This window comes from Streptomyces sp. AM 2-1-1, assembly GCF_029167645.1.
Lineage (GTDB): Bacteria > Actinomycetota > Actinomycetes > Streptomycetales > Streptomycetaceae > Streptomyces.
Window position 1 is genome coordinate 1,635,152 of the sequence record NZ_CP119147.1, and the last position, 18,555, is coordinate 1,653,706.

Here is an 18,555-nt window from a genome sequence, read left to right on the forward strand (position 1 = left end):
TCGGATGGCCGGTCAGTCGTGCCAGGCTCCGAGCTCCTCCAGGATCTCCTGGAGTGGCCCGAAGACGCCCGGGGAGGCGGCCACCGTCAGATCCCCGTCGGCGGGCCGCCCCGGACGTCCGCCGGTGAGAGCGCCGGCCTCACGGGCGATCAGGTCGCCCGCCGCCAGGTCCCAGGGGTGGAGTCCGCGTTCGTAGTAGCCGTCGAGACGGCCGGCCGCCACGTCGCACAGGTCGATGGCGGCCGAGCCCCCGCGCCGGATGTCCCGCAGCCGGGGAATGAGCTGCCGGGCCACGTCGGCCTGGTGGGTGCGGACGGTGGCGACGTAGTTGAAGCCGGTCGACACCAGCGCCTGGTCCAGCGGCGGCGCCGGGCGGTACCGCAGGGCGGTGCCGTTCAGGTAGGCGCCGCCGCCGCGCACCGCGTGGAAGGTCTCACCGCGCATCGGCGCCTCCACGACGCCCACCACCCGCTCCCCGTCGAGTTCGGCGGCGATCGAGACCGCCCAGGTCGGCAGGGAGTAGAGGTAGTTCACGGTGCCGTCCAGCGGGTCGATGACCCAGCGCACCCCGCTGGTGCCCTCGCGGCTCGCTCCCTCCTCGCCGAGGAAGCCGTCCTCGGGGCGGTGCTCGGAGAGGTAACCGGTGATCAGCTTCTCGGCGGCGATGTCCATCTCGGTGACGACGTCGATGGGGCTCGACTTGGTGGCGGCCACCCCCAGGTCGGCGGGCCGGCCGTCGCGCAGCAGCGCCCCGGCCCTGGTGGCGGCGGCTCGGGCGAGCCCGAGGAGTTCGGCGAGCAGGGGGTCGGTCACGGCTCTCCCAGAAGGTCGGGGTTCGTTCGTCATCAGCGGCTGCCTCCGCGGCTACGGGCCGGCCGCCCTCAGGCGAACGGGCTGTCGGCGCCCGCGGCGGCCGGCTTCGGCGCCCTGGCCGGGCAGCAGCCGACCGGGCAGAGGTCGTGCGAGGGGCCGAGGGCGCCGAGCGCGCAGCGGTCCACCCGGTACCCCTGTTCGGTGGCGGCGCGCTCCAGCACGAGGTCACGGACGGCGGCGGCGAAGCGGGGGTCGGCTCCGACGGTGGCGGACCGGCGGACGGGCAGCCCGAGCTCGGCTGCCTTGGCCGTGGCCTCGGTGTCGAGGTCGTAGAGGACCTCCATGTGGTCGGAGACGAAACCGATGGGGACCATCACCACCGCCGGCACGCCGTCGCCGTGCAGCGTCTCCAGGTGGTCGCAGATGTCGGGTTCCAGCCACGGGATGTGCGGGGCGCCGCTGCGCGACTGGTAGACGAGCCGCCAGGGGTACGTGACGCCGGTCCGCTCGCGCACCGCTTCGACGATCACCCGGGCGACGTCGAGGTGCTCGGCGACGTAGGCGCCCCCGTCGCCGTGGGCCTCCTCGGGGCCGGAGGTGTCTGCGGCCGACACGGGGATGGAGTGCGTGGTGAACGCCAGGTGGGCTCCGGCGCGCTCCTCGTCGGTGAGGCTCGCGAGCGAGGCGAGGACGCCGTCGGTCATGGGCCCGACGAAGCCGGGGTGGTTGAAGTAGTGGCGCAGCTTGTCCACCCGGGGCACCGTCAGGCCCTCGGCCCGCAGGGTCTCCAGCGCCTCGGCGAGGTTCTCGCGGTACTGCCGGCAGCCGGAGTAGGAGGCGTAGGCGCTGGTGGCGAGGGTGAGGATGCGCCGGTGGCCCGCCCGGGTCATCTCCCGCAGGGTGTCGGTCAGGTACGGGGCCCAGTTGCGGTTGCCCCAGTGGACCGGGAGGTCCAGGCCGTGGGCGGCGAAGTCCTCCCGCAGGGCTTCGAGGAGGTCCCGGTTCTGCCCGTTGATGGGGCTGACGCCGTCGAAGAGGAAGTAGTGCTTGCCGACCTCCTTGAGCCGCTCCTCGGGGATGCCCCGGCCGCGGGTGACGTTCTGTAGGAACGGAACCACGTCGTCCGGGCCTTCGGGGCCGCCGAAGGAGAGCAGCAGCAGGGCGTCGTAGGGAGCGGGGTCGCGCAGATCGGACATGCTCCGATCCTGCCACCCGGGGACGGGAGCACCGCAACCGACATCCGTCGGCGGCCCCGTTCCGCGCTCGCTCCGCGCCGGACGCGGATCCGCCGGGAGGCGTGGCGGGTCCCGGCGGACCGCTCGGCGTCGGCTGGTGGGGAGGGGTGTGCGGGCCGTGAGTATGATCCCCCTCCAACTGGCCGGGAGCCTGCCGTTCCTGGCCGCGGCACTCTTCGTCGCGGGCCTCGTCGTCGGGGCGGCGCCCGGATCCCGGTCTCCGGCCGGACGGCCACCGGGGCGGGAGGGCTCGCGGCCGCTGCGGCGTCCCCGGGTATCGGCGGCCCGTGGGGCCGGCGCAGACGGGAAGGCGCGGGGAAGATGACCAGCACCGAGGCAAGGACCGTGCGAACGTGGCGCAACTGGGCGGGGAACGTCACCGCCCGGCCCGTACGGCAGGTCGCGCCCGCTTCCGTGGAAGAACTCGCCGCCGCCGTGCGCCGGGCCGCCGAGGACGGGCTGCGGGTGAAGCCGGTCGGCACCGGCCACTCGTTCACCGCCGCTGCCGCCACCGACGGGGTGCTCGTCCGCCCCGACCTGCTCACCGGGATCCGCGAGATCGACCGGACGGCGATGACGGTGACCGTCGAGGCCGGCACCCCGCTCAAGCGGCTCAACGCCGCTCTCGCCCGGGAGGGCCTCTCGCTCACCAACATGGGCGACATCATGGAGCAGACGGTCGCCGGGGCCACCTCCACCGGCACGCACGGCACCGGCCGGGACTCGGCGTCCATAGCCGCGCAGATACGGGCCCTGGAACTGGTCACCGCCGACGGCTCGGTGCTGCGCTGCTCCGAGCAGGAGAACCCCGAGGTCTTCGCGGTGGCGCGGATCGGGCTCGGGGCGCTGGGCGTGATCACCGCGATCACCTTCGCCGTGGAGCCGGTCTTCCTGCTGACCGCCCGCGAGGAGCCGATGACCTTCGACGCGGTCACCTCCCGTTTCGACGAACTGGTCACGGAGAACGAGCACTTCGAGTTCTACTGGTTCCCGCACACCGGGAACTGCACCACCAAGCGGAACAACCGCAGCGCCGGCCCCACCGCCCCGCCCGGCCGGATCAGCGGCTGGATCGAGGACGAACTCCTCTCCAACGGGATCTTCCAGGTGGCCTGCTCGGTGGGGCGCGCCTTCCCGGCGGCCATCCCCTCGATCGCCCGGATATCCAGCCGGGCGCTGTCCGCCCGTACGTACACCGACATCCCCTACAAGGTGTTCACCAGCCCCCGCCGGGTGCGCTTCGTGGAGATGGAGTACGCCCTTCCGCGCGAGGCGGCCGTGGTGGCGCTGCGGGAGCTCAAGGCGATGGTGGACGCCTCGCCGCTGCGGATCAGCTTCCCGGTGGAGGTCCGTACCGCTCCCGCCGACGACATCGCCCTCTCCACGGCGTCCGGCCGGGAGAGCGCGTACATCGCCGTCCACCTCTACCGGGGCACGCCCCACCAGGCGTACTTCACGGCCGTCGAGCGGATCATGACGGCGCACGGAGGCCGCCCGCACTGGGGGAAGGTGCACACCCGGGACGCCGCGTACCTCGCCCAGGCCTACCCGAGGTTCGGGGAGTTCACGGCCGTGCGCGACCGGCTGGACCCCGACCGGCTCTTCGGCAACGACTACCTGCGGCGTGTGCTGGGCGACTGACCCGCGGGACAACGGCAGGACTCCGGCCGCCACCCTCCACGGGTGGCGGCCGGAGTCCTGCCGGTACGAGCCGGTGGCGCCGGTATGCCGGTCACTCGCCGCCGGCGCCGGTGTCCGGGGCGTCGGGGACCGCGCCGTCGGCGGTCTCCTGGGGGGAGACGCTCGCACCATCGCCGGGCGCGGACGGGGTCGGCGTCGGGGTCGCGGCGCCGTCGGCCGGGGTGGTGGCCGGCGCCGGAGTGGTGGCCGTGCCGCCGTCGTCGCTGGTCGCGGGGGCCGACGGCCCGTCCTCGTCCTGGTCGGTTCCCGCAGTGGGAGAGGTGGAGGAGCCGGCCGGCCCGCCACCGCTGTCGCCGTCGTCGTTGCCGGTGGACGGGTCGGACGGGCCGGACGGGTTCGGACCGGCCCCACCGCTGTCGTTGCCGCGCACGACGGAGCCGACGGTCGTGCCGCTGCCGCCGCTGAGATCGTTGCCCGAGGCCAGCTCGAACGCCGTGATCCCGAGCATGGACACGAGAAAGACGACGACGGCCGCCACGACGGGCTTCCGGCGGCCCCGGCGGCCGGTGCCGTGGGTGGTCGCCTCGGAGAACTCCGCGGCCGGCCCGCTCCGGGTGATAGGCCCGCGGGGGGTGATCCTGAGCTGCCGGGTGCCCTCGTCCCGCGCGTCCACCGGAGCGGGGAAGGCCCGCAGCAGCCGGGTCCGGTCGTCTTCGGGCGGCATGGCGCCCGCCGGTCCGGTGCCCGGCATCCGGGTCCGGTCGTCGGCGAGGTCCATCGGCCGGGTGCTTTCGCCGGCCCCGGTGCGCTCCGCGGAGAAGGTGGTGACGCCGTCGCCGCGGGTCGTCTCGCGGGTCCGGACGGCGACCTGGCGGCCCCCCGGATGGGTCACCTGCACGGTGACCTCGCGGATCTGCTCGCCCGTACGACGGAAGAAGTGCTGGAAGACGGAGCCTCCGCAGGTGGCGACGACGCTCATCACGCCCGCCCCCACGATCGTCCCGTACACCCCGAGTTGCGAGGCCGCCACGGCGGCCGCGACCGCGGCCACGGCGCTGCCGGCGACCTGGGGCACATTCAGATCTATGCGCCTTTCCTTCGGTTCCGCCTCTGTTTCCGGCTTCCGCACCATTACCAGCCCTTGCTTGACATCTCTCCCACCCTGCACCAGGAAGAGACCTTTGGGCGAAGTGGATAGTTCCGTTTCTGGTGATTCTGTGAAGCAGGACACGCCTCGGGGGCAAACCGCCGCCGCCTGGGTATGCCCTCTTTCATGCCCTTCGCCAACCACCGACGCCCACGACACCCGTCGACAACTCGGACGGCGTGCCGGTCCACCCCGGTGGCCCGAATGGAGTACTGTGACGAGCCCTGGGGCCGGACTCCCGCGAGGGTGATCCGGGTCCTGCGGGAGGGGGCCGAAGGCGGCACTCGAACCGGCGGCGCCGACGCATCGCACGGAGACTCGTTGCACGGGGTGACCGCACCGGTCGCTCCGCGTCACCATGGGTAACCGTGTCACGTCGGCGTACCAGGGCCAAGGCCCGAAACCCGCCGGGCAACTTGGCAAGGTTGTGGCAGGCTGCACCCGGGCAGGCCACACTCGACTAGCGGAAGCAGCGACGCACGTGACGTCGGCAGGCACCACCCGGGAGGTCCCCATGCCCGAACTGCGTGTCGTGGCCGTCTCCAACGACGGCACACGACTGGTGCTCAAGGCTGCGGACAGCACGGAGTACACGCTTCCGATCGACGAGCGTCTCCGTGCCGCGGTGCGCAACGACCGGGCGCGGCTCGGTCAGATCGAGATCGAGGTGGAGAGCCACCTCCGCCCGCGGGACATCCAGGCGCGGATACGAGCCGGTGCCTCCGCCGAGGAGGTCGCCCAGTTCGCCGGCATCCCGGTGGACCGCGTCCGCCGCTTCGAGGGCCCGGTGCTCGCGGAGCGCGCCTTCATGGCCGAGCGGGCCCGCAAGACCCCCGTACGCCGTCCCGGCGAGAACACCGGCCCCCAGCTCGGTGACTCGGTGCAGGAACGTCTGCTGCTGCGCGGCGCCGACAAGGAAACGGTTCAGTGGGACTCCTGGCGCCGTGACGACGGCACCTGGGAAGTGCTGCTGGTCTACCGCGTCGCGGGCGAACCCCACTCCGCGAGCTGGACCTACGACCCGCCGAGGCGGCTGGTCCAGGCCGTGGACGACGAGGCGCGCTCCCTCATCGGTGAGTCGGACGTCGCCGCTCCGGAGCCGAGCTTCCCCTTCGTCCCGAGGATCGCCCGGCTCCCCCGCGACCGGCCCCTGGACCGGGCCCTGGACCGGCAGATGGACCGGTACGCGCCGCAGCACGAGCCGGAGGAGTACTCCGGTCCGACGGCCGCCGAACGCGATTCGCTGACCAGCCTGCTGGAGGCGGTACCGAGCTTCCGGGGCGACATGGTCGTACCGGAACGGCCCTCGCCGCCGGAGCCCGCGGCGATCGAGCCGGTCGACGACGAGCCGGAGGCCGGCGAACCGCCGGCCGCGGCGTCGGCGGGTGCCGGATCCGCGTACGCCGACGTGCTGATGCCGCGCGCCGTCGCCGGTCACCGCGACCGGTTGACCGGCACCACCGACCGGCAGGCCGAAGCGGACGGGGTCCGTCCGGGACGCCGGGCCGCGGTGCCCAGCTGGGACGAGATCGTCTTCGGGACCCGGCGCAAGAAGCAGGACTGACGCGGGACCGAGCCGTACCGGAGGGGCCGCACGCGCGGCCCCTCCGGCGTTTTGGGGGTCGTACCCGCCGGACACTCCCCCGGGGGTCGCGTCTACCGGGGCTCCGGCCCGGTCGCCACCGGGCGGGACTCGTCGGAGGTCCACTCCGACCAGGAGCCCGGGTAGAGCGCCGCCCGCCGGCCGGCGATCTCCAGGGCGAGCACCTCGTGCGCGCCGGAGACGCCCGATCCGCAGTAGACGCCGATCTCCCCGTCCGCCGGGACGCCGAGGGCGGCGAAGCGGTCGGCGAGGCGGTCGGCGGGCAGGTAGCGGCCGTCCTCCGCCACGTTCTCCACGGTCGGCGCGGACAGAGCGCCGGGGATGTGACCGCCCACCCGGTCGATCGGTTCGACGTCGCCCCGGTACCGTTCCGCGGCCCGCGCGTCGAGCAGCGTACCGGTACGGGCCAGGGCCGCCGCGCCGTCGGCGTCGAGCACCGGGAGCGCCCCGGGCTTCGGCCGAAAATCGCCCTCGTGGGGGCGCGGGACCTCGGTCGTCAGCTCGCCGTCCCAGGCGGCGAGACCGCCGTCCAGCACCCGGACGTCCTCGTGGCCGGCCCAGCGCAGCAGCCACCAGGCGCGGGCCGCGGCCCAGCCCTGTCCGCCGTCGTAGACCACCACGGGCCGGTCCGAGGAGACGCCCGCGCGGCGCATCACGGCACCGAAGCTCTCGGTGTCGGGCAGGGGGTGACGGCCGCCCCCGGCTCCCGCGGGACCGGCCAGCTCGGTTTCCAGGTCGACGTAGACGGCGCCGGGAAGGTGGCCGGCCTCGTAGGCGGCCCGGCCGTCGGGGCCGCCGAGCTGCCAGCGGACGTCGAGGACCACGGGCGGACGGGGTCCCGCCGACTCGCCCGCGTAATCGGATGCGGTGATGATGGGCTTCATGAGGGCCATCCTCGCGCAGCGCTCCGCCCGGAGGTGTGGCGTTCACATAAACGCTGACGACAAACCGGCCATATCGAGCGAATCGGTCCTGTTGCGCCGAGAACCGGGGATGCGCGGCGCGGTCGGTGCGTCTCCGGGCCCCGGTGGTGCGAGCATCGGGGCGGGGCACACGAGCCGTACCGCACCCCTGGACGGCGGTCCGTCCCCGATCTGCCGTACGGCCACCACGATGGTCCGAGGAGAGAAAAAGACGATGACCGAGGCTGTCTCCCGGCGCACGCCCGGCACCCCTTGCTGGGTGAGCCTGATCGTGCACGGCCTGAGCGCCACCCAGGACTTCTACGGAGCCCTCTTCGGATGGGAGTTCCAGCCCGGTCCCGAGCAGCTCGGCCCGTACGTGCGCGGCCGGCTCCGGGGCGAGGAGATCGCCGGCATCGGACAGCTGCCCCCGGACCGCCATCTACCGATCGCCTGGACCACCTACCTCGCCACCGAGGACGCGGACGCCACGGCCGAGACGATCCGCTCCTGCGGCGGCACGGTGGCGGTCGGCCCTCTCGACGCGGGCCCGGCCGGCCGGCTGGCCATCGCCTCCGACCCGAACGGGGCCGTCTTCGGCATCTGGCAGGCGGCCCGGCACACCGGAACCCGCATCTGGGGCACCCCCGGCACCCCCGTGTGGAACGAGCTGGTCACCCGGGAGACCTCCTCGGTCGCCAAGTTCTACCAGGCGGTGTTCGGTTACGAGATCCAGGCGGTCGTCTCGGCCGACTTCGACTACCAGACCCTCCACCTCGACGGCCGTCCGGTCGCGGCACTGCACGGCGTCGGGCACGCCCTGCCGCGCGACCGGGGCCCGCACTGGATGACGTACTTCGAGGTCGACGACACCGACCTCGCGGCGGCCCGCGTCGTCGAGCTCGGCGGCCACATCCTGCAGCCGCCCCGCGAGGGGACGAGCGGACGGCTGGCGACGGTCTCGGACCCGGAGGGCGCGGTCTTCACCCTCGTACGGAGCGCCGAGCACTGACCGCGACGCGTACGGGCCGACGGGAGGCCGGCCCGCAAGGCCGACGACCGGTGCACGGGCGGCGTGAGCGCCGGGGATCGCAGCTCAGCGCCTCACCTGGCGCAACGTCAGCGCGGTCTCGACGTGCTGCACGCCGCTCAGCGCGCCGATACCGTCCGTCAGGTAGGTGTAGAGGTGCGGGGTGTCCCGGCAGTGCACGGAGGCGACCGCGTTCTCGCGCCCGCTGACGGCCGCCGCGAACCGCACCTCGGGATGGGCCGCGAGGGCGTTCCCCACCGTCACCAGGGCGGAGGGAGCGACGGTGAGCCAGAGCATGGCCGCGGTTCCGTGGCCGAGCGGCTCCTGGTCGTACTCGACGTCGAAGTAGAGGATGCCGGTGCCCCGCAGCCGGTCCAGCCGCCGTTTGACCACGGCCTCGGACTGGCCGCTCCTGCTCTGCAGTTCCGCCATCGGCGCCCGGCCGTCCCGGCGGAGCACCCCGATCAGCGCCTCGTCGACGGCGTCCAGTGCCACCGGGGTGGCGGGCGGTTCCCCGGGTTCGGGGCGCAGGGCCGCTTCCTGGGCGGGGCTCAGGGCGCTGATCTTGTTGAGATGGCTCAACGGGCCGCCGTAGAAGAGGTTCAGTACGCAGTGGGCGTGGACGGAGACGACGCGCGGGGTGCGCGGAGGCCGTCCCAGGAGCAGCTCGTCGCGCTCCTGCTGGGTGCGTGGCCGCATCGCGCACATGACCTCGGTGCCGCCGGACATGACGCCGATGTAGGAGGTGTCGGCGCGACGGGCGAGCGCCGTGGCGAGCGGCTCCGCGGCGTCGGGCGTGCAGCGCAGCCGGACGATCCAGCTCGGGCGGCCGAGCCTGGTCTCGTCCGTCATGCCGGTGACCCGCAGACCGGTGTCGCGGCGCAGCCGCAGGACCCGGCGGGCCACGGTCTTGTCCGAGACGCCGAGGACCTCGGCGATCCGCACGAAGGAGGCCCGGCCGTCGAGTTGGAGGGCCTGCATCACCTTCAGGTCCAGGGCGTCGGGCAGCGCCACCGTCCTTCTCCGATCCGTCGAATCCGTCCCACACGCCGTCCCGCCGTACGGGCGTGCTGCGGGGGTGTGTGTCCGGGGTGTGGGTCCGTCCCCACAGCATGCCTGCTCCCGGCGGACATGCTGTGGGGACGGATCGAGGGCGGCCCGCGAAGGCCGGTTCGACGGTGTCCTGGGGCGCTCGGCGGACCAGGTTCGGTCCTGCCGCGTCCCCGGTCGCGCCCCTCGGCCGCTGCCCCGGGGGCGGGCAGCGGCTCCGTCAGCGGCGGGAGCCGCCGGGCGTGTTGCCGGCCGCTGCCGGAGCCCCGCCGCGCGGTGGCTCGTCGCCGGCTGCCGGGGCGCCGCGGTCCGTGCTCGCCGCCACCTGGACGGAGGGGGCGGGCCGGCGGGGGCGCAGGGTGACGAGCGCGACCAGCGCGCCGCACAGCATGAGGACGGCCGAGACGAGGAGACAGAGGTGGAGGCCGTCCACGAAGGAGAGCGACAGCGCGTGCAGCGCACGCCCCGTGTCGGCGCCCAGCGGCATCCCTGCGACGGCTTCGAGGCCGTCGCGGTCGACGGCCCCGGTGATGCGTGCGCCGGTGGCCCCCGTCAGCCCCTGGTCGGCCAGGTGCGCGGGCAGCGCGCCCACGGCCTCCGTGGTGAGCAGGGCGCCGAGGATGGCGGGCCCGAGTGCGGCGCCCACCTGGCGGAAGGCGTTGTTCCCGGCCGCCGCCATGCCGGCCTGGTGGGGCGGTACGGATCCGACGGCCGTGGCGGTGATGCAGGGGAACGCGATACCGAGGCCGGTGCCGAGCAGGGCCAGCCGCCAGGCCAGCGAGCCGAAGGAGGTGTCGATGCCGATGGTGGTCAGCGTGCAGAGCGCCACGGTGGTGATCAGCAGCCCGCCGGTGATCAGGAAGCGGGCGGAGAGCCGCTGGGTGAGCCGGCCGAAGACGGCGCCCAACAGGATCGGCATGATCGTGACCATGAGCAGACGCAGGCCGGCCTCCAGGGTGGTGAGTTGTTGCACCATGCCGAAGTAGAGGCTGAGCACGAAGAAGAAACCGATGAGCCCCAGGAAGCTGATCATGACCACCAGGGTGGAGCCGGTGAACGCGGGGCTGCGGAAGATGCGCAGGTCCAGCATCGGGCTGTCGCTCCGGCGTTCCGCCAGGACGAAGACGATGCCGCCGGCCACCGCGAGCGCGAGGGCCACGAGGACCTGCGGCTCGGTGAAGGAGGAGGCGCCGCCCTCGATGACTCCGTAGACCAGCGCCGTGATGGCCACGGCGGCGGTGATCTGACCGGGCCAGTCGAGCTTGCGGGGGTACGGGGACCGGGACTCGTCGAGCAGTCGCGCGCCGGCGGCCATGGCGGCGAGGGAGAGCGGAATGGGCAGCAGGAAGATCCAGCGCCAGTCCGCGTGCGCGGTGATCGAGCCGGCGATCAGCGGACCGACGGCGAGCGCGCCCATGAGGCAGGTCGTCCACAGACCGATGAACTTCCCGCGTTCGCGGTGGTCGGGAACGACGTGGCTGATGAGGGCGAGCGTCATCGGCAGCAGTGCGGCCGCCCCGGCGCCGGAGAGGGCCTGTCCGACCCAGACCGCGGCGATCGACTGCGCGCACAGGGAGACGGTGGCACCGACGGCGCACAGGGCGAGGCCTGCCTGGAACACCTTCTTGCGTCCGTGTACGTCGCCGAAGACGCCGGCCGTCAGGATCAGCGCGGCCACCGGCAGCACGAACGCGTCGGAGACCCAGGACAGGTCCGAGGTGGAGGCACCGAGCGCGCCCTGGATGACCGGCAGGCTCACCGACACCGTCGTGACCGGGAAGTAGGCCACGAACACACCTGTGCAGGCCATGATCAGGGTCGCCGCGCGCCGATCCGGGGCGCGGCCGGCGGTGGGGGGTGCGCTGTTGACTGCGCTGTTCACGTGGAGCTCCTCTGCGGCGGACGCCCGCCGCTGTCTGTCGATTGCCAGACGGAACTATCCGCAAGGAACCGCGCCGGTGCCAGCCAGGACGCCCCGATGCCGGATTCTCGACACGAGAGGTCCCCTGGTGCCGGATTCCCGACGTCTCGGACGGTGTCGCGGTGCGGCGGTTCCCGGCGGACGTGCCCGGCGTCCCGGAGGGCGGGAGCGTCCGCCGGGAGACGTTCCGCAGGCGTCAGGAGCAGTACGCCGGCGCCTCGTCCACGTTCTCCCGGGTGACGAGGAGGATCGGGGCAGAGGTGATCTTGTCGACGGCACCGCCCTCCATCAGTCCGAGACTGTTCTCCACGGCCAGCTCCCCCAGCGTCCGGGCGGAGTTGGCGACCGTGGCGGAGAGACGGCCGTCCTTCACCGCCTTGAGCCCCGTGTCGGTACCGTTGACCGTCACGATCTTGACGTGGGCGCCCGCGGCGTCGAAGACCTGCCGGGCGCTCAGCGCCATCTCCTCGTTCGCCACGAAGGCGTAGTCGAGATCGGGGTGGGCGTCGATCATGTCCCCCGCGACCTCAGCTGCTTTGCCGGGGTCGAACATCCCCGGGAGCTCCGAGACCACCTCCGCGTGGGCCGGGAGCGCCTCCTGGAATCCGGTGACCATCAGGTCCGACGCCGCGCCGGGGGCTCCCCCGATCACTCCCACCTTGACGTGCTGCCCGGCCGCGTCCTCCTCCACCCAGGCGGCGTCGAGCGCACCGAGGCGACGGAGGTCCACGACCACGGCCCCGAGTATCCCCGCCACGTTCTCGGCGTTCACCGAGGTGAGGAAGATCGGGATGCCGGCGGCTTCGGCCTTCGCGATGTCCACGTCGAGCGTGTTCACGTCCACGGTCTGGACGATCAGCGCGTCCACGCCCCGCGCCAGGAGGTCTTCGATGTGGGAGAGCTCGGTGACCGGGTTCTGCTCCGAGTTGGCGGCGATCAGGCGGACGTTCCGGGACGTCGCCGCCTGTTCCACCGCCTTCTGCAGGCAGGTGTGGAAGACGGTGTCGGCTCCGTTGACGAAGCCGATCGTCGTCGCCCCGTCGTCCTCGCCCTCGTCAGCGGTGGAACACCCCGCGAGCAGGGTGACCAGAGCGGCAGCGGCAGTCATCCGCCCGGGAAGACTGCGCGACGAAGAAGTCATGGAGCGGCCTTTTCTGCGGTGGGCGGATCGTACGAGGGGCGGTTGCCGCACGGCCGGCCGGGCACGGCAACGCACCCGCGCGGCAGGCATGGCCGAGTCGCCGTACGGACAGGTCCGAGAGGGCCGGTGCGAGCGCCCGGCCGCCCCGGGACCTCCGGCGGCGGCGCACAACGTAGCGCGCGCCAGGGCAGGTCGACCCCCGCACGGCGTGCAAGGTGTGCTTGCGGAATGCGGGATCGAGACGGGGCGGCATCGAGGAGGGCGGTCGCGGGAAGGGGCCGGTGCCGGGACGGGGCGAGTTCGGGAGGGCGGATTGTTCTCGGCAGGGCCGCGAGGGGCCTCGGCTGGACGGCGAGGGCGGGGTGCGGCCGGTGCGGCCGGAGCCGCCGCGCGCGGGCGGAGCGGCGTCCCGCCGGTCCCGGACACGGGGGAAAACCGGGTGGGGAGGTCGACTCCCGGAGAAGGACGTGTGCGGGGCCTCGACAGGCCGGCGTCGTGTCGTGGTCGGTCCCGTCGGCGACGGGCGGCCCCGGCCCTCACGCCGGGTCTCCCCGGGTCAGGCGGAGGACACCGGCAGGACGTCCGGGGACAGGGTGCCGACGCGGGCGGAGGCGGCGGTCGTTCGGCGGCGGTGGTGGCGCCGGCACAGCACCTCGTAACCGACTTCCTTCGCCGGGCGGTTGACGTCACCGACCACGACCTGTTCGCCCTCGACGACCATCTCCCCGTCCACCGTGCGGGCGTTGTGCGTGGCGCGGGCGCCGCACCAGCAGAGCGCCTCGACCTGGAGCTGCTCCAAGCGGTCGGCCAGTTCGATCAGGCGCTGCGAACCGGGGAAGAGCCTGGTGCGGAAGTCCGTGGTGATCCCGAAGGCGAACACGTCCATGCCGAGGTCGTCCACGATCCGGGCCAGCTGGTCGATCTGCCGCGGGGCGAGGAACTGCGCCTCGTCCACGATGACGTAGTCGGCCTTGCCGCCCTTCGACAGCTGGTTGACCACGTACGCGTAGAGGTCCATGCCGTCCGCGGCCTCGACGGCCTCCGTCACCAACCCCAGCCGGGAGGACAACTTGCCCTCGCCCGCCCGGTCGTCGCGGGTGAAGATCACGCCCTGGAGCCCGCGCGCCGATCTGTTGTGCCCGATCTGGAGGGCCAGCGTGCTCTTTCCGCAGTCCATCGTTCCGGAGAAGAACACAAGCTCGGGCATGAGAGGACGGGCGCCTTTCGGGAGTCGGTGAGGGCGGGGAGGGTGCCGGGGGCGGCAGCGTCAGGTGCGCACTTCGAGGAGCGGGACGAGCTGTTCGACGGGGGTCATCGAACCGTGCATCCCGACCATCTCGGACTCGTGCGGCTCGTTGACCGAGGCGGTGATCACCACGTCGTCGTGGGCGGCGGCGACCACGTCACCGATGCGGCCGTACACGCGCTCGTCGATGTCGGGGCCGAACCAGCCGGCGGCGATCGCCTCGTCCCGGCTCGCCACCCAGAACTGCTCGCCGAGCACCTCCTGCCACACGGTCAGGACATCGGCCTCCGCGCCGGGGACGGCGTAGACGTGGCGGGCGCGGCCCTCGCCGCCCAGCAGGGCGACGCCGGCGCGCAGCTCCCAGTCCTCGTCGAAGTCGATGCGGGACTGCTCGTCGAACGGGATGTCGATCATGCCGTGGTCGGCGGTGATGTAGAGCGCCGACCGGGGCGGGAGTTGCTCGGCGAGGCGCCGGGCGAGCCCGTCCACGTACATCAACTGCCCGCGCCAGGCGTCGGAGTCGATGCCGAAGCGGTGGCCCGCGCCGTCCACCTCGCTGTAGTACGTGTAGACCAGCGAACGGTCGCCCGCGGCCAGCCGCTGCGCCGCGACGTCCATCCGCTCCTCGCCGGCGAGCCGGCCCAGGAACGAGCCACCGCTGAGCGCGACCTTGGTCAGCGGCGTCTGCTCGAACGCGGGCGCCGAGACCTGGGCGGTACGCACCCCGGCGGCGTCGGCGAGACCGAAGACGGTGGGGTACGGCTGCCAGACCTTCGGTGAGGTCCACGGCTTCCAGCGGAGCTGGTTCATCAGCCGGCCGGTGGCCGGATCACGCACGGTGTACCCGGGCAGTCCGTGCTTCCCGGGCGGCAGGCCCGTCCCGACCGAGGCGAGGGAGGTCGCCGTGGTGGCGGGGAACCCGGCGGTGATCGGACGGCCGGTGCCGCCGCGCGAGGTCGGCAGCAGGGAGTGCAGGAAAGGGGCTTCGTCCGGGTGCGCGGTGATCTGTTCCCAGCCGAGGCCGTCGATCAGGAAGACGCAGTTGCGGTCGGCCGGGGTCAGCTCCGGGATCGACGCGGTGAAGCCGGGCACCTGCTGCCCGGCCGCGAGGGTCGGCAGCAGGTCCGCGAGCGAACCGGTGCCGTACTCGGGGAGGGGGGCGGTGCCGATCGGGAGCGGTACGGGATCCTGCCAGGCGGGCTGCACCATCAGCGGGTGGTCGCCGGGCCGGCCGTGCCCGCCGCTGTCGCCGCGATGGCCGCCGTGGCCTCACTGAGCGCCTGGGCGAAGGCGAGCGTCTGGCGCACGGTGTCCGGTCCGTCGCCTGCTTCACTGACACGCAGGCTGAGGTCGTCGGCGGTCGAGCTGCCGGTGTAACCGTGGTCGGCGTCGCAGTCGGGGTCGCCGCAGGCGGCCGGCTCCAGGTCGATCCGGGAGACCGCGCCCCAGCCGATGGTCAGGACGACTTCGCGGGGCAGCGATCCGGCCACGTACTTCTCGGGATCGGCCACGACCCGGCTCACCACGACGGACGAGATCCGGCCGAGGTGCACGGACTCCGTGGAGGTGGTCGCGTACGGCGTCGGGGACTCGGTCTCGGAGGTCTGCTCGTCGGTGTGGCTGACGATGAAGCGGGTGTCCGTCAGGACCAGGACCGTGACGTGGCGCCGCACCTCGTTGGAGTCGAAGGTGGTCTCCTGGTGCACGAGGTACGAGGCGACCGGCTCCCCGCCGACGGCGGCCTCCACCGCCTCGGCCACGAGGGCCGGGTAGTAGCCGCTGCGCTCGATCGCCGCGCGCAGCCCCTGGGTCGTCGTACCGGTCTTTGCCATGACCCCCATCTTACGGGCCCCCGTGACCGCCGGGGACGCTACGGGGAGGGGCGGGCCGGTCAGTAGTTCGGCAGCCGGCGGGGGCCGAGGTCGGTCCGCGCGGGGGGCGGGGCCAGCCGGACGCTCGCGCCGAGAACGGTCAGCCCCCGCGTGGCCACCACGACCGGCTCCAGGGTGACGGAGACCACCTCGGGGTGGTCGTCGACCAGGCGGGAGACGCGGAGCAGCAGCTCTTCTAGCGCCCGGGTGTCGACGGGTGAGGAGCCGCGCCAGCCGAAGAGCACGGGGGCGGCCCGGATGGACCGGATCAGTTCGGCGGCGTCCCGGTCGGTGGCCGGAACGAGTCGGTGGGCGACGTCCCCGAGGAGCTCGGAGGGGGTGCCGGCGAGGCCGAAGGAGAGCACGGCGCCGGCGGCGGCGTCGATCGAGGCGCGCACCACGGTGTCGACGCCCCGGGGCGCCATGGACTGCACGACGGGCTGGAGTTCGGCGGGGTTGCCGAGCAGGTCGGTGAGTTCGCCGTAGGCCCGGCGCAGCGCTTCCTCCCCCGCGAGGTCCAGGCGGACACCGCCCAGGTCGGCGCGGTGGCGCAGGTGGGGCGCGGTGGTCTTGAGGGCGACCGGCCAGCCGAGCCGCGCGGCCGCCGCCACGGCGGCGTCCGGGTCGGGGGCCGGAAGTGTCGCGCGTACCTCGACGCCGTAGCGGTGGAGGAGTTCGCGGGCCTCGTCGTGCCCGAGCGGCCGTCCGCGCGGATCGGGGTCGGGGCCGAGCAGCGCGTCGATGAGCGCGGCGGCGCCCGGTTCGTCGATGGTGTCGTCGAGGAACTCGGGCACCCGGCCGGGCGCGGCGGCCTGGCGGCGCCACTGGGCGTACTTGACCGCCTCGCTCAGCGCACGGACGGCCCGCTCGGCGGCCGGATAGGCGGGGATGCGGCCGGTGGGCGGTCGTACGGAGCCGTCCGGGCCGGGTTCGTCCGGTGCGGGTGGGGCCGGCGCCGACGCGTCCCGCACGGGCGCCTCCGGGGCGGGGTGCCCGGGGGGCGCGGTCCCGTCGGCCGGGGTGGTGCGGGGTCTCCCGGCCGTCGCCGACAGTGCCTCGGCGAGCCCGCCGATCTCCAGGTGGACGACGGCCACCGGTTTCGCCGGCCCGTCGGTCCGGTCCGCCACCGCCTCGCGCAGGGCGGCCGCCAGCACGTCGCCGTCGCCGCTCCGCATCTCCCCCTGGTCCCCGACGAGCGGGATGGCGGTCACGACCACGGCGTCGCAGTCCGGATCGGCGAGCGCTTCGGCGAGGGCCGCGCGGAAGTCCGCGGGTCCGGCCGCCGTGGTCAGGTCGCGGGGCGGCCGGGGGCGCAGTCCTTCCGTGAGGCAGGCGTCGTACGTGAGCAGGCCGAGCGACTCGGAGTTGCCGAGGATCGCCACGCGCGGGCCGGCGGGCAGCGGCTGGTCGGCGAGGAGGAGGGCCGCGTCGATCATCTCGGTCACCGTGTCGACCCGGATCACCCCGGCCTGCCGCATCAGGGCGGAGACGGTGGCGTCGGGGATCCGGCTGACGGGCACCGCGTGACCGGGCGGGGTGGCGCCGCTGTGCCGGGCGCCCTTGACCACCACGACCGGTTTGACGGCGGCGGTGCGGCGGGCCAGCCGGGTGAACTTGCGGGGGTTGCCGAGCGACTCCAGGTAGAGCAGGGCGACATCGGTGTCGGGGTCGTCGAACCAGTACTGGAGGAAGTCGTTGCCGGAGATGTCGGCGCGGTTCCCGGCGGAGATAAAGGTGGAGAGGGCCGCTCCGCTCCGGTGGAGACCGGAGAGGAGGGCGATGCCGATCGCGCCCGACTGGGTGAAGAGGCCGATGCGGCCCGGAGCGGGTGACTCGGGCGCCAGCGAGGCGTTCATCCGCACGGCGGCCGAGGTGTTGATGAGGCCGAAGGCGTTCGGGCCGATGAGCCGCATGCCGTAGGAGCGCGCCTGGCGCAGGAGCGCGCGCTGGCGCTCACGGCCCTGTTCCCCCCGCTCGGCGTAGTCGGCGGTGAGGACGACCAGGCCCCGCACTCCGTGTTCCCCGCAGTCCGCTACGGCGTCGGGGACCCGTGCGGCGGGGACGGCGATGACCGCGAGGTCGACCGGTGCGCCGATCTCCCCCACCGATCGGTGCGCGGGGACGCCGTCGACGGTGCCCTGGTCGGGGGCGTAGGCATGGTTGACGGCGTACAGGCGTCCGGTGAAGCCGGAGTTCGAGAGGTTGCGGAGCACGGTCCGCCCCACTCCGCCCGGGGCGCGGCCGGTGCCGACGACGGCCACCGAGGCGGGGGCCAGGAGTCGCTGGACGGAACGCGCCTCGGCGCGCTGTTCACGGGCGCGCTGCACGGCGAGGGACGCGGCGGTCGGTTCGATGTCGAGCGTGAGGTGGACCGAGCCGTCCTCGAAGCTGCGCTGCTGGGTGTAGCCGGCGTCCCGGAAGACCTTGATCATCTTCGTGTTGGCGGGGAGCACCTCGGCGGCGAACCGCCGGATGCCCCGTTCCCGGGCGACCGCGGCGATGTGTTCGAGCAGCACGGAAGCGACGCCGCGGCCCTGGTGGGCGTCCTGGACGAGGAAGGCGACCTCCGCCTCGTCGGCGGGCGCGGAGGCGGGCCGGCCCCTCTCGTCGATCCGGTCGAAGCGGACGGTGGCGATGAACTCGCCTCCCACGGTGACGGCCAGGCCCACCCGGTCGACGTAGTCGTGGTGGGTGAAGCGGTGCACGTCGCGGTCGGAGAGCCGGGGGTACGGGGCGAAGAAGCGGTAGTACTTCGACTCGTCGGAGACCTGTTCGAAGAAGCTGACCAGCCGTCCGGCGTCGTCCGGGGTGATGGGCCTGATCCGCGCGGTGCCGCCGTCCCGCAGCACCACGTCTGCTTCCCAGTGGTCGGGGTACGCGTGATGCGGACTCTGTTCCGGCGTGGGGTGCATGCGGAAAGCGTACGGCGGGCCCGCGCGGTGGGGCGGGTGCGCG

At 73.5% G+C, this 18,555-nt stretch carries 14 protein-coding genes; 3 read left to right on the forward strand and 11 right to left on the reverse strand.

Annotation, left to right across the window (positions count from 1 at the left end; translation table 11 throughout):
- Positions 1–12: 12 nt before the first annotated feature.
- Together PZB77_RS06895 and PZB77_RS06900 are read right to left on the reverse strand one after the other, a co-directional pair.
- A complete protein-coding gene (locus PZB77_RS06895) occupies positions 13–813 on the reverse strand; it encodes an inositol monophosphatase family protein (RefSeq protein ID WP_275491685.1) in 801 nt (266 codons plus the stop codon).
- Positions 814–881: 68 nt separating this feature from the next.
- On the reverse strand, positions 882–2,009 hold the full coding sequence (locus tag PZB77_RS06900) for a ferrochelatase (RefSeq protein WP_275491686.1): 1,128 nt from the start codon (positions 2,007–2,009) through the stop codon (positions 882–884).
- A 360-nt stretch (positions 2,010–2,369) separates the two neighbouring features.
- Here PZB77_RS06900 and PZB77_RS06905 point away from each other — a divergent pair, with 360 nt between their 5' ends.
- Complete coding sequence (locus PZB77_RS06905) at positions 2,370–3,689, forward strand: D-arabinono-1,4-lactone oxidase (protein ID WP_275491687.1); 1,320 nt, start codon at positions 2,370–2,372, stop codon at positions 3,687–3,689.
- A gap of 91 nt (positions 3,690–3,780) precedes the next feature.
- Here the strand turns inward: PZB77_RS06905 and PZB77_RS06910 are convergent, their stop codons facing one another.
- Positions 3,781–4,764 carry a hypothetical protein gene (locus PZB77_RS06910; RefSeq protein WP_343299844.1) on the reverse strand — a complete coding sequence of 328 codons (984 nt, stop codon included), beginning with the start codon at positions 4,762–4,764 and terminating at the stop codon, positions 3,781–3,783.
- Positions 4,765–5,350: 586 nt separating this feature from the next.
- On the opposite strand from PZB77_RS06910, the gene sepH reads away from it, so the two are divergent.
- Entirely contained in the window at positions 5,351–6,400 is a 1,050-nt protein-coding gene (gene sepH, locus PZB77_RS06915) for a septation protein SepH (protein ID WP_275491689.1), read from the forward strand.
- Between the two features lie 92 nt (positions 6,401–6,492).
- Here sepH and PZB77_RS06920 read toward each other — a convergent pair whose 3' ends face one another.
- On the reverse strand, positions 6,493–7,323 hold the full coding sequence (locus PZB77_RS06920) for a sulfurtransferase (RefSeq protein WP_275491690.1): 831 nt from the start codon (positions 7,321–7,323) through the stop codon (positions 6,493–6,495).
- Between the two features lie 253 nt (positions 7,324–7,576).
- Between PZB77_RS06920 and PZB77_RS06925 the strand changes: the two genes are divergently transcribed.
- Positions 7,577–8,353, forward strand: coding sequence for a VOC family protein (locus PZB77_RS06925; RefSeq protein WP_275491691.1), 777 nt, complete (start codon positions 7,577–7,579; stop codon positions 8,351–8,353).
- A gap of 84 nt (positions 8,354–8,437) precedes the next feature.
- Here the strand turns inward: PZB77_RS06925 and PZB77_RS06930 are convergent, their stop codons facing one another.
- From PZB77_RS06930 to PZB77_RS06960, 7 genes are all read right to left on the reverse strand, one after another.
- Positions 8,438–9,385 carry an AsnC family transcriptional regulator gene (locus PZB77_RS06930; protein ID WP_275491692.1) on the reverse strand — a complete coding sequence of 316 codons (948 nt, stop codon included), beginning with the start codon at positions 9,383–9,385 and terminating at the stop codon, positions 8,438–8,440.
- A 256-nt stretch (positions 9,386–9,641) separates the two neighbouring features.
- Positions 9,642–11,231: an MFS transporter gene (locus tag PZB77_RS06935; RefSeq protein WP_275495940.1), complete on the reverse strand. Its 1,590-nt coding sequence runs from the start codon at positions 11,229–11,231 to the stop codon at positions 9,642–9,644.
- Positions 11,232–11,538: 307 nt separating this feature from the next.
- Entirely contained in the window at positions 11,539–12,450 is a 912-nt protein-coding gene (locus tag PZB77_RS06940) for a sugar ABC transporter substrate-binding protein (protein ID WP_275491693.1), read from the reverse strand.
- Between the two features lie 589 nt (positions 12,451–13,039).
- The gene (locus tag PZB77_RS06945; RefSeq protein WP_275491694.1) at positions 13,040–13,690 is read right to left on the reverse strand and encodes a thymidine kinase; all 651 of its coding nucleotides are present in this window, start codon (positions 13,688–13,690) and stop codon (positions 13,040–13,042) included.
- A gap of 60 nt (positions 13,691–13,750) precedes the next feature.
- Complete coding sequence (locus PZB77_RS06950) at positions 13,751–14,938, reverse strand: nucleotide pyrophosphatase/phosphodiesterase family protein (RefSeq protein ID WP_275491695.1); 1,188 nt, start codon at positions 14,936–14,938, stop codon at positions 13,751–13,753.
- Entirely contained in the window at positions 14,938–15,561 is a 624-nt protein-coding gene (locus PZB77_RS06955; RefSeq protein WP_275491696.1) for a DUF5998 family protein, read from the reverse strand. The genes PZB77_RS06950 and PZB77_RS06955 overlap by 1 nt, the downstream gene beginning before the upstream one ends.
- 59 nt (positions 15,562–15,620) lie before the next feature.
- Positions 15,621–18,512: a bifunctional GNAT family N-acetyltransferase/acetate--CoA ligase family protein gene (locus tag PZB77_RS06960; protein WP_275491697.1), complete on the reverse strand. Its 2,892-nt coding sequence runs from the start codon at positions 18,510–18,512 to the stop codon at positions 15,621–15,623.
- Positions 18,513–18,555: the final 43 nt, after the last annotated feature.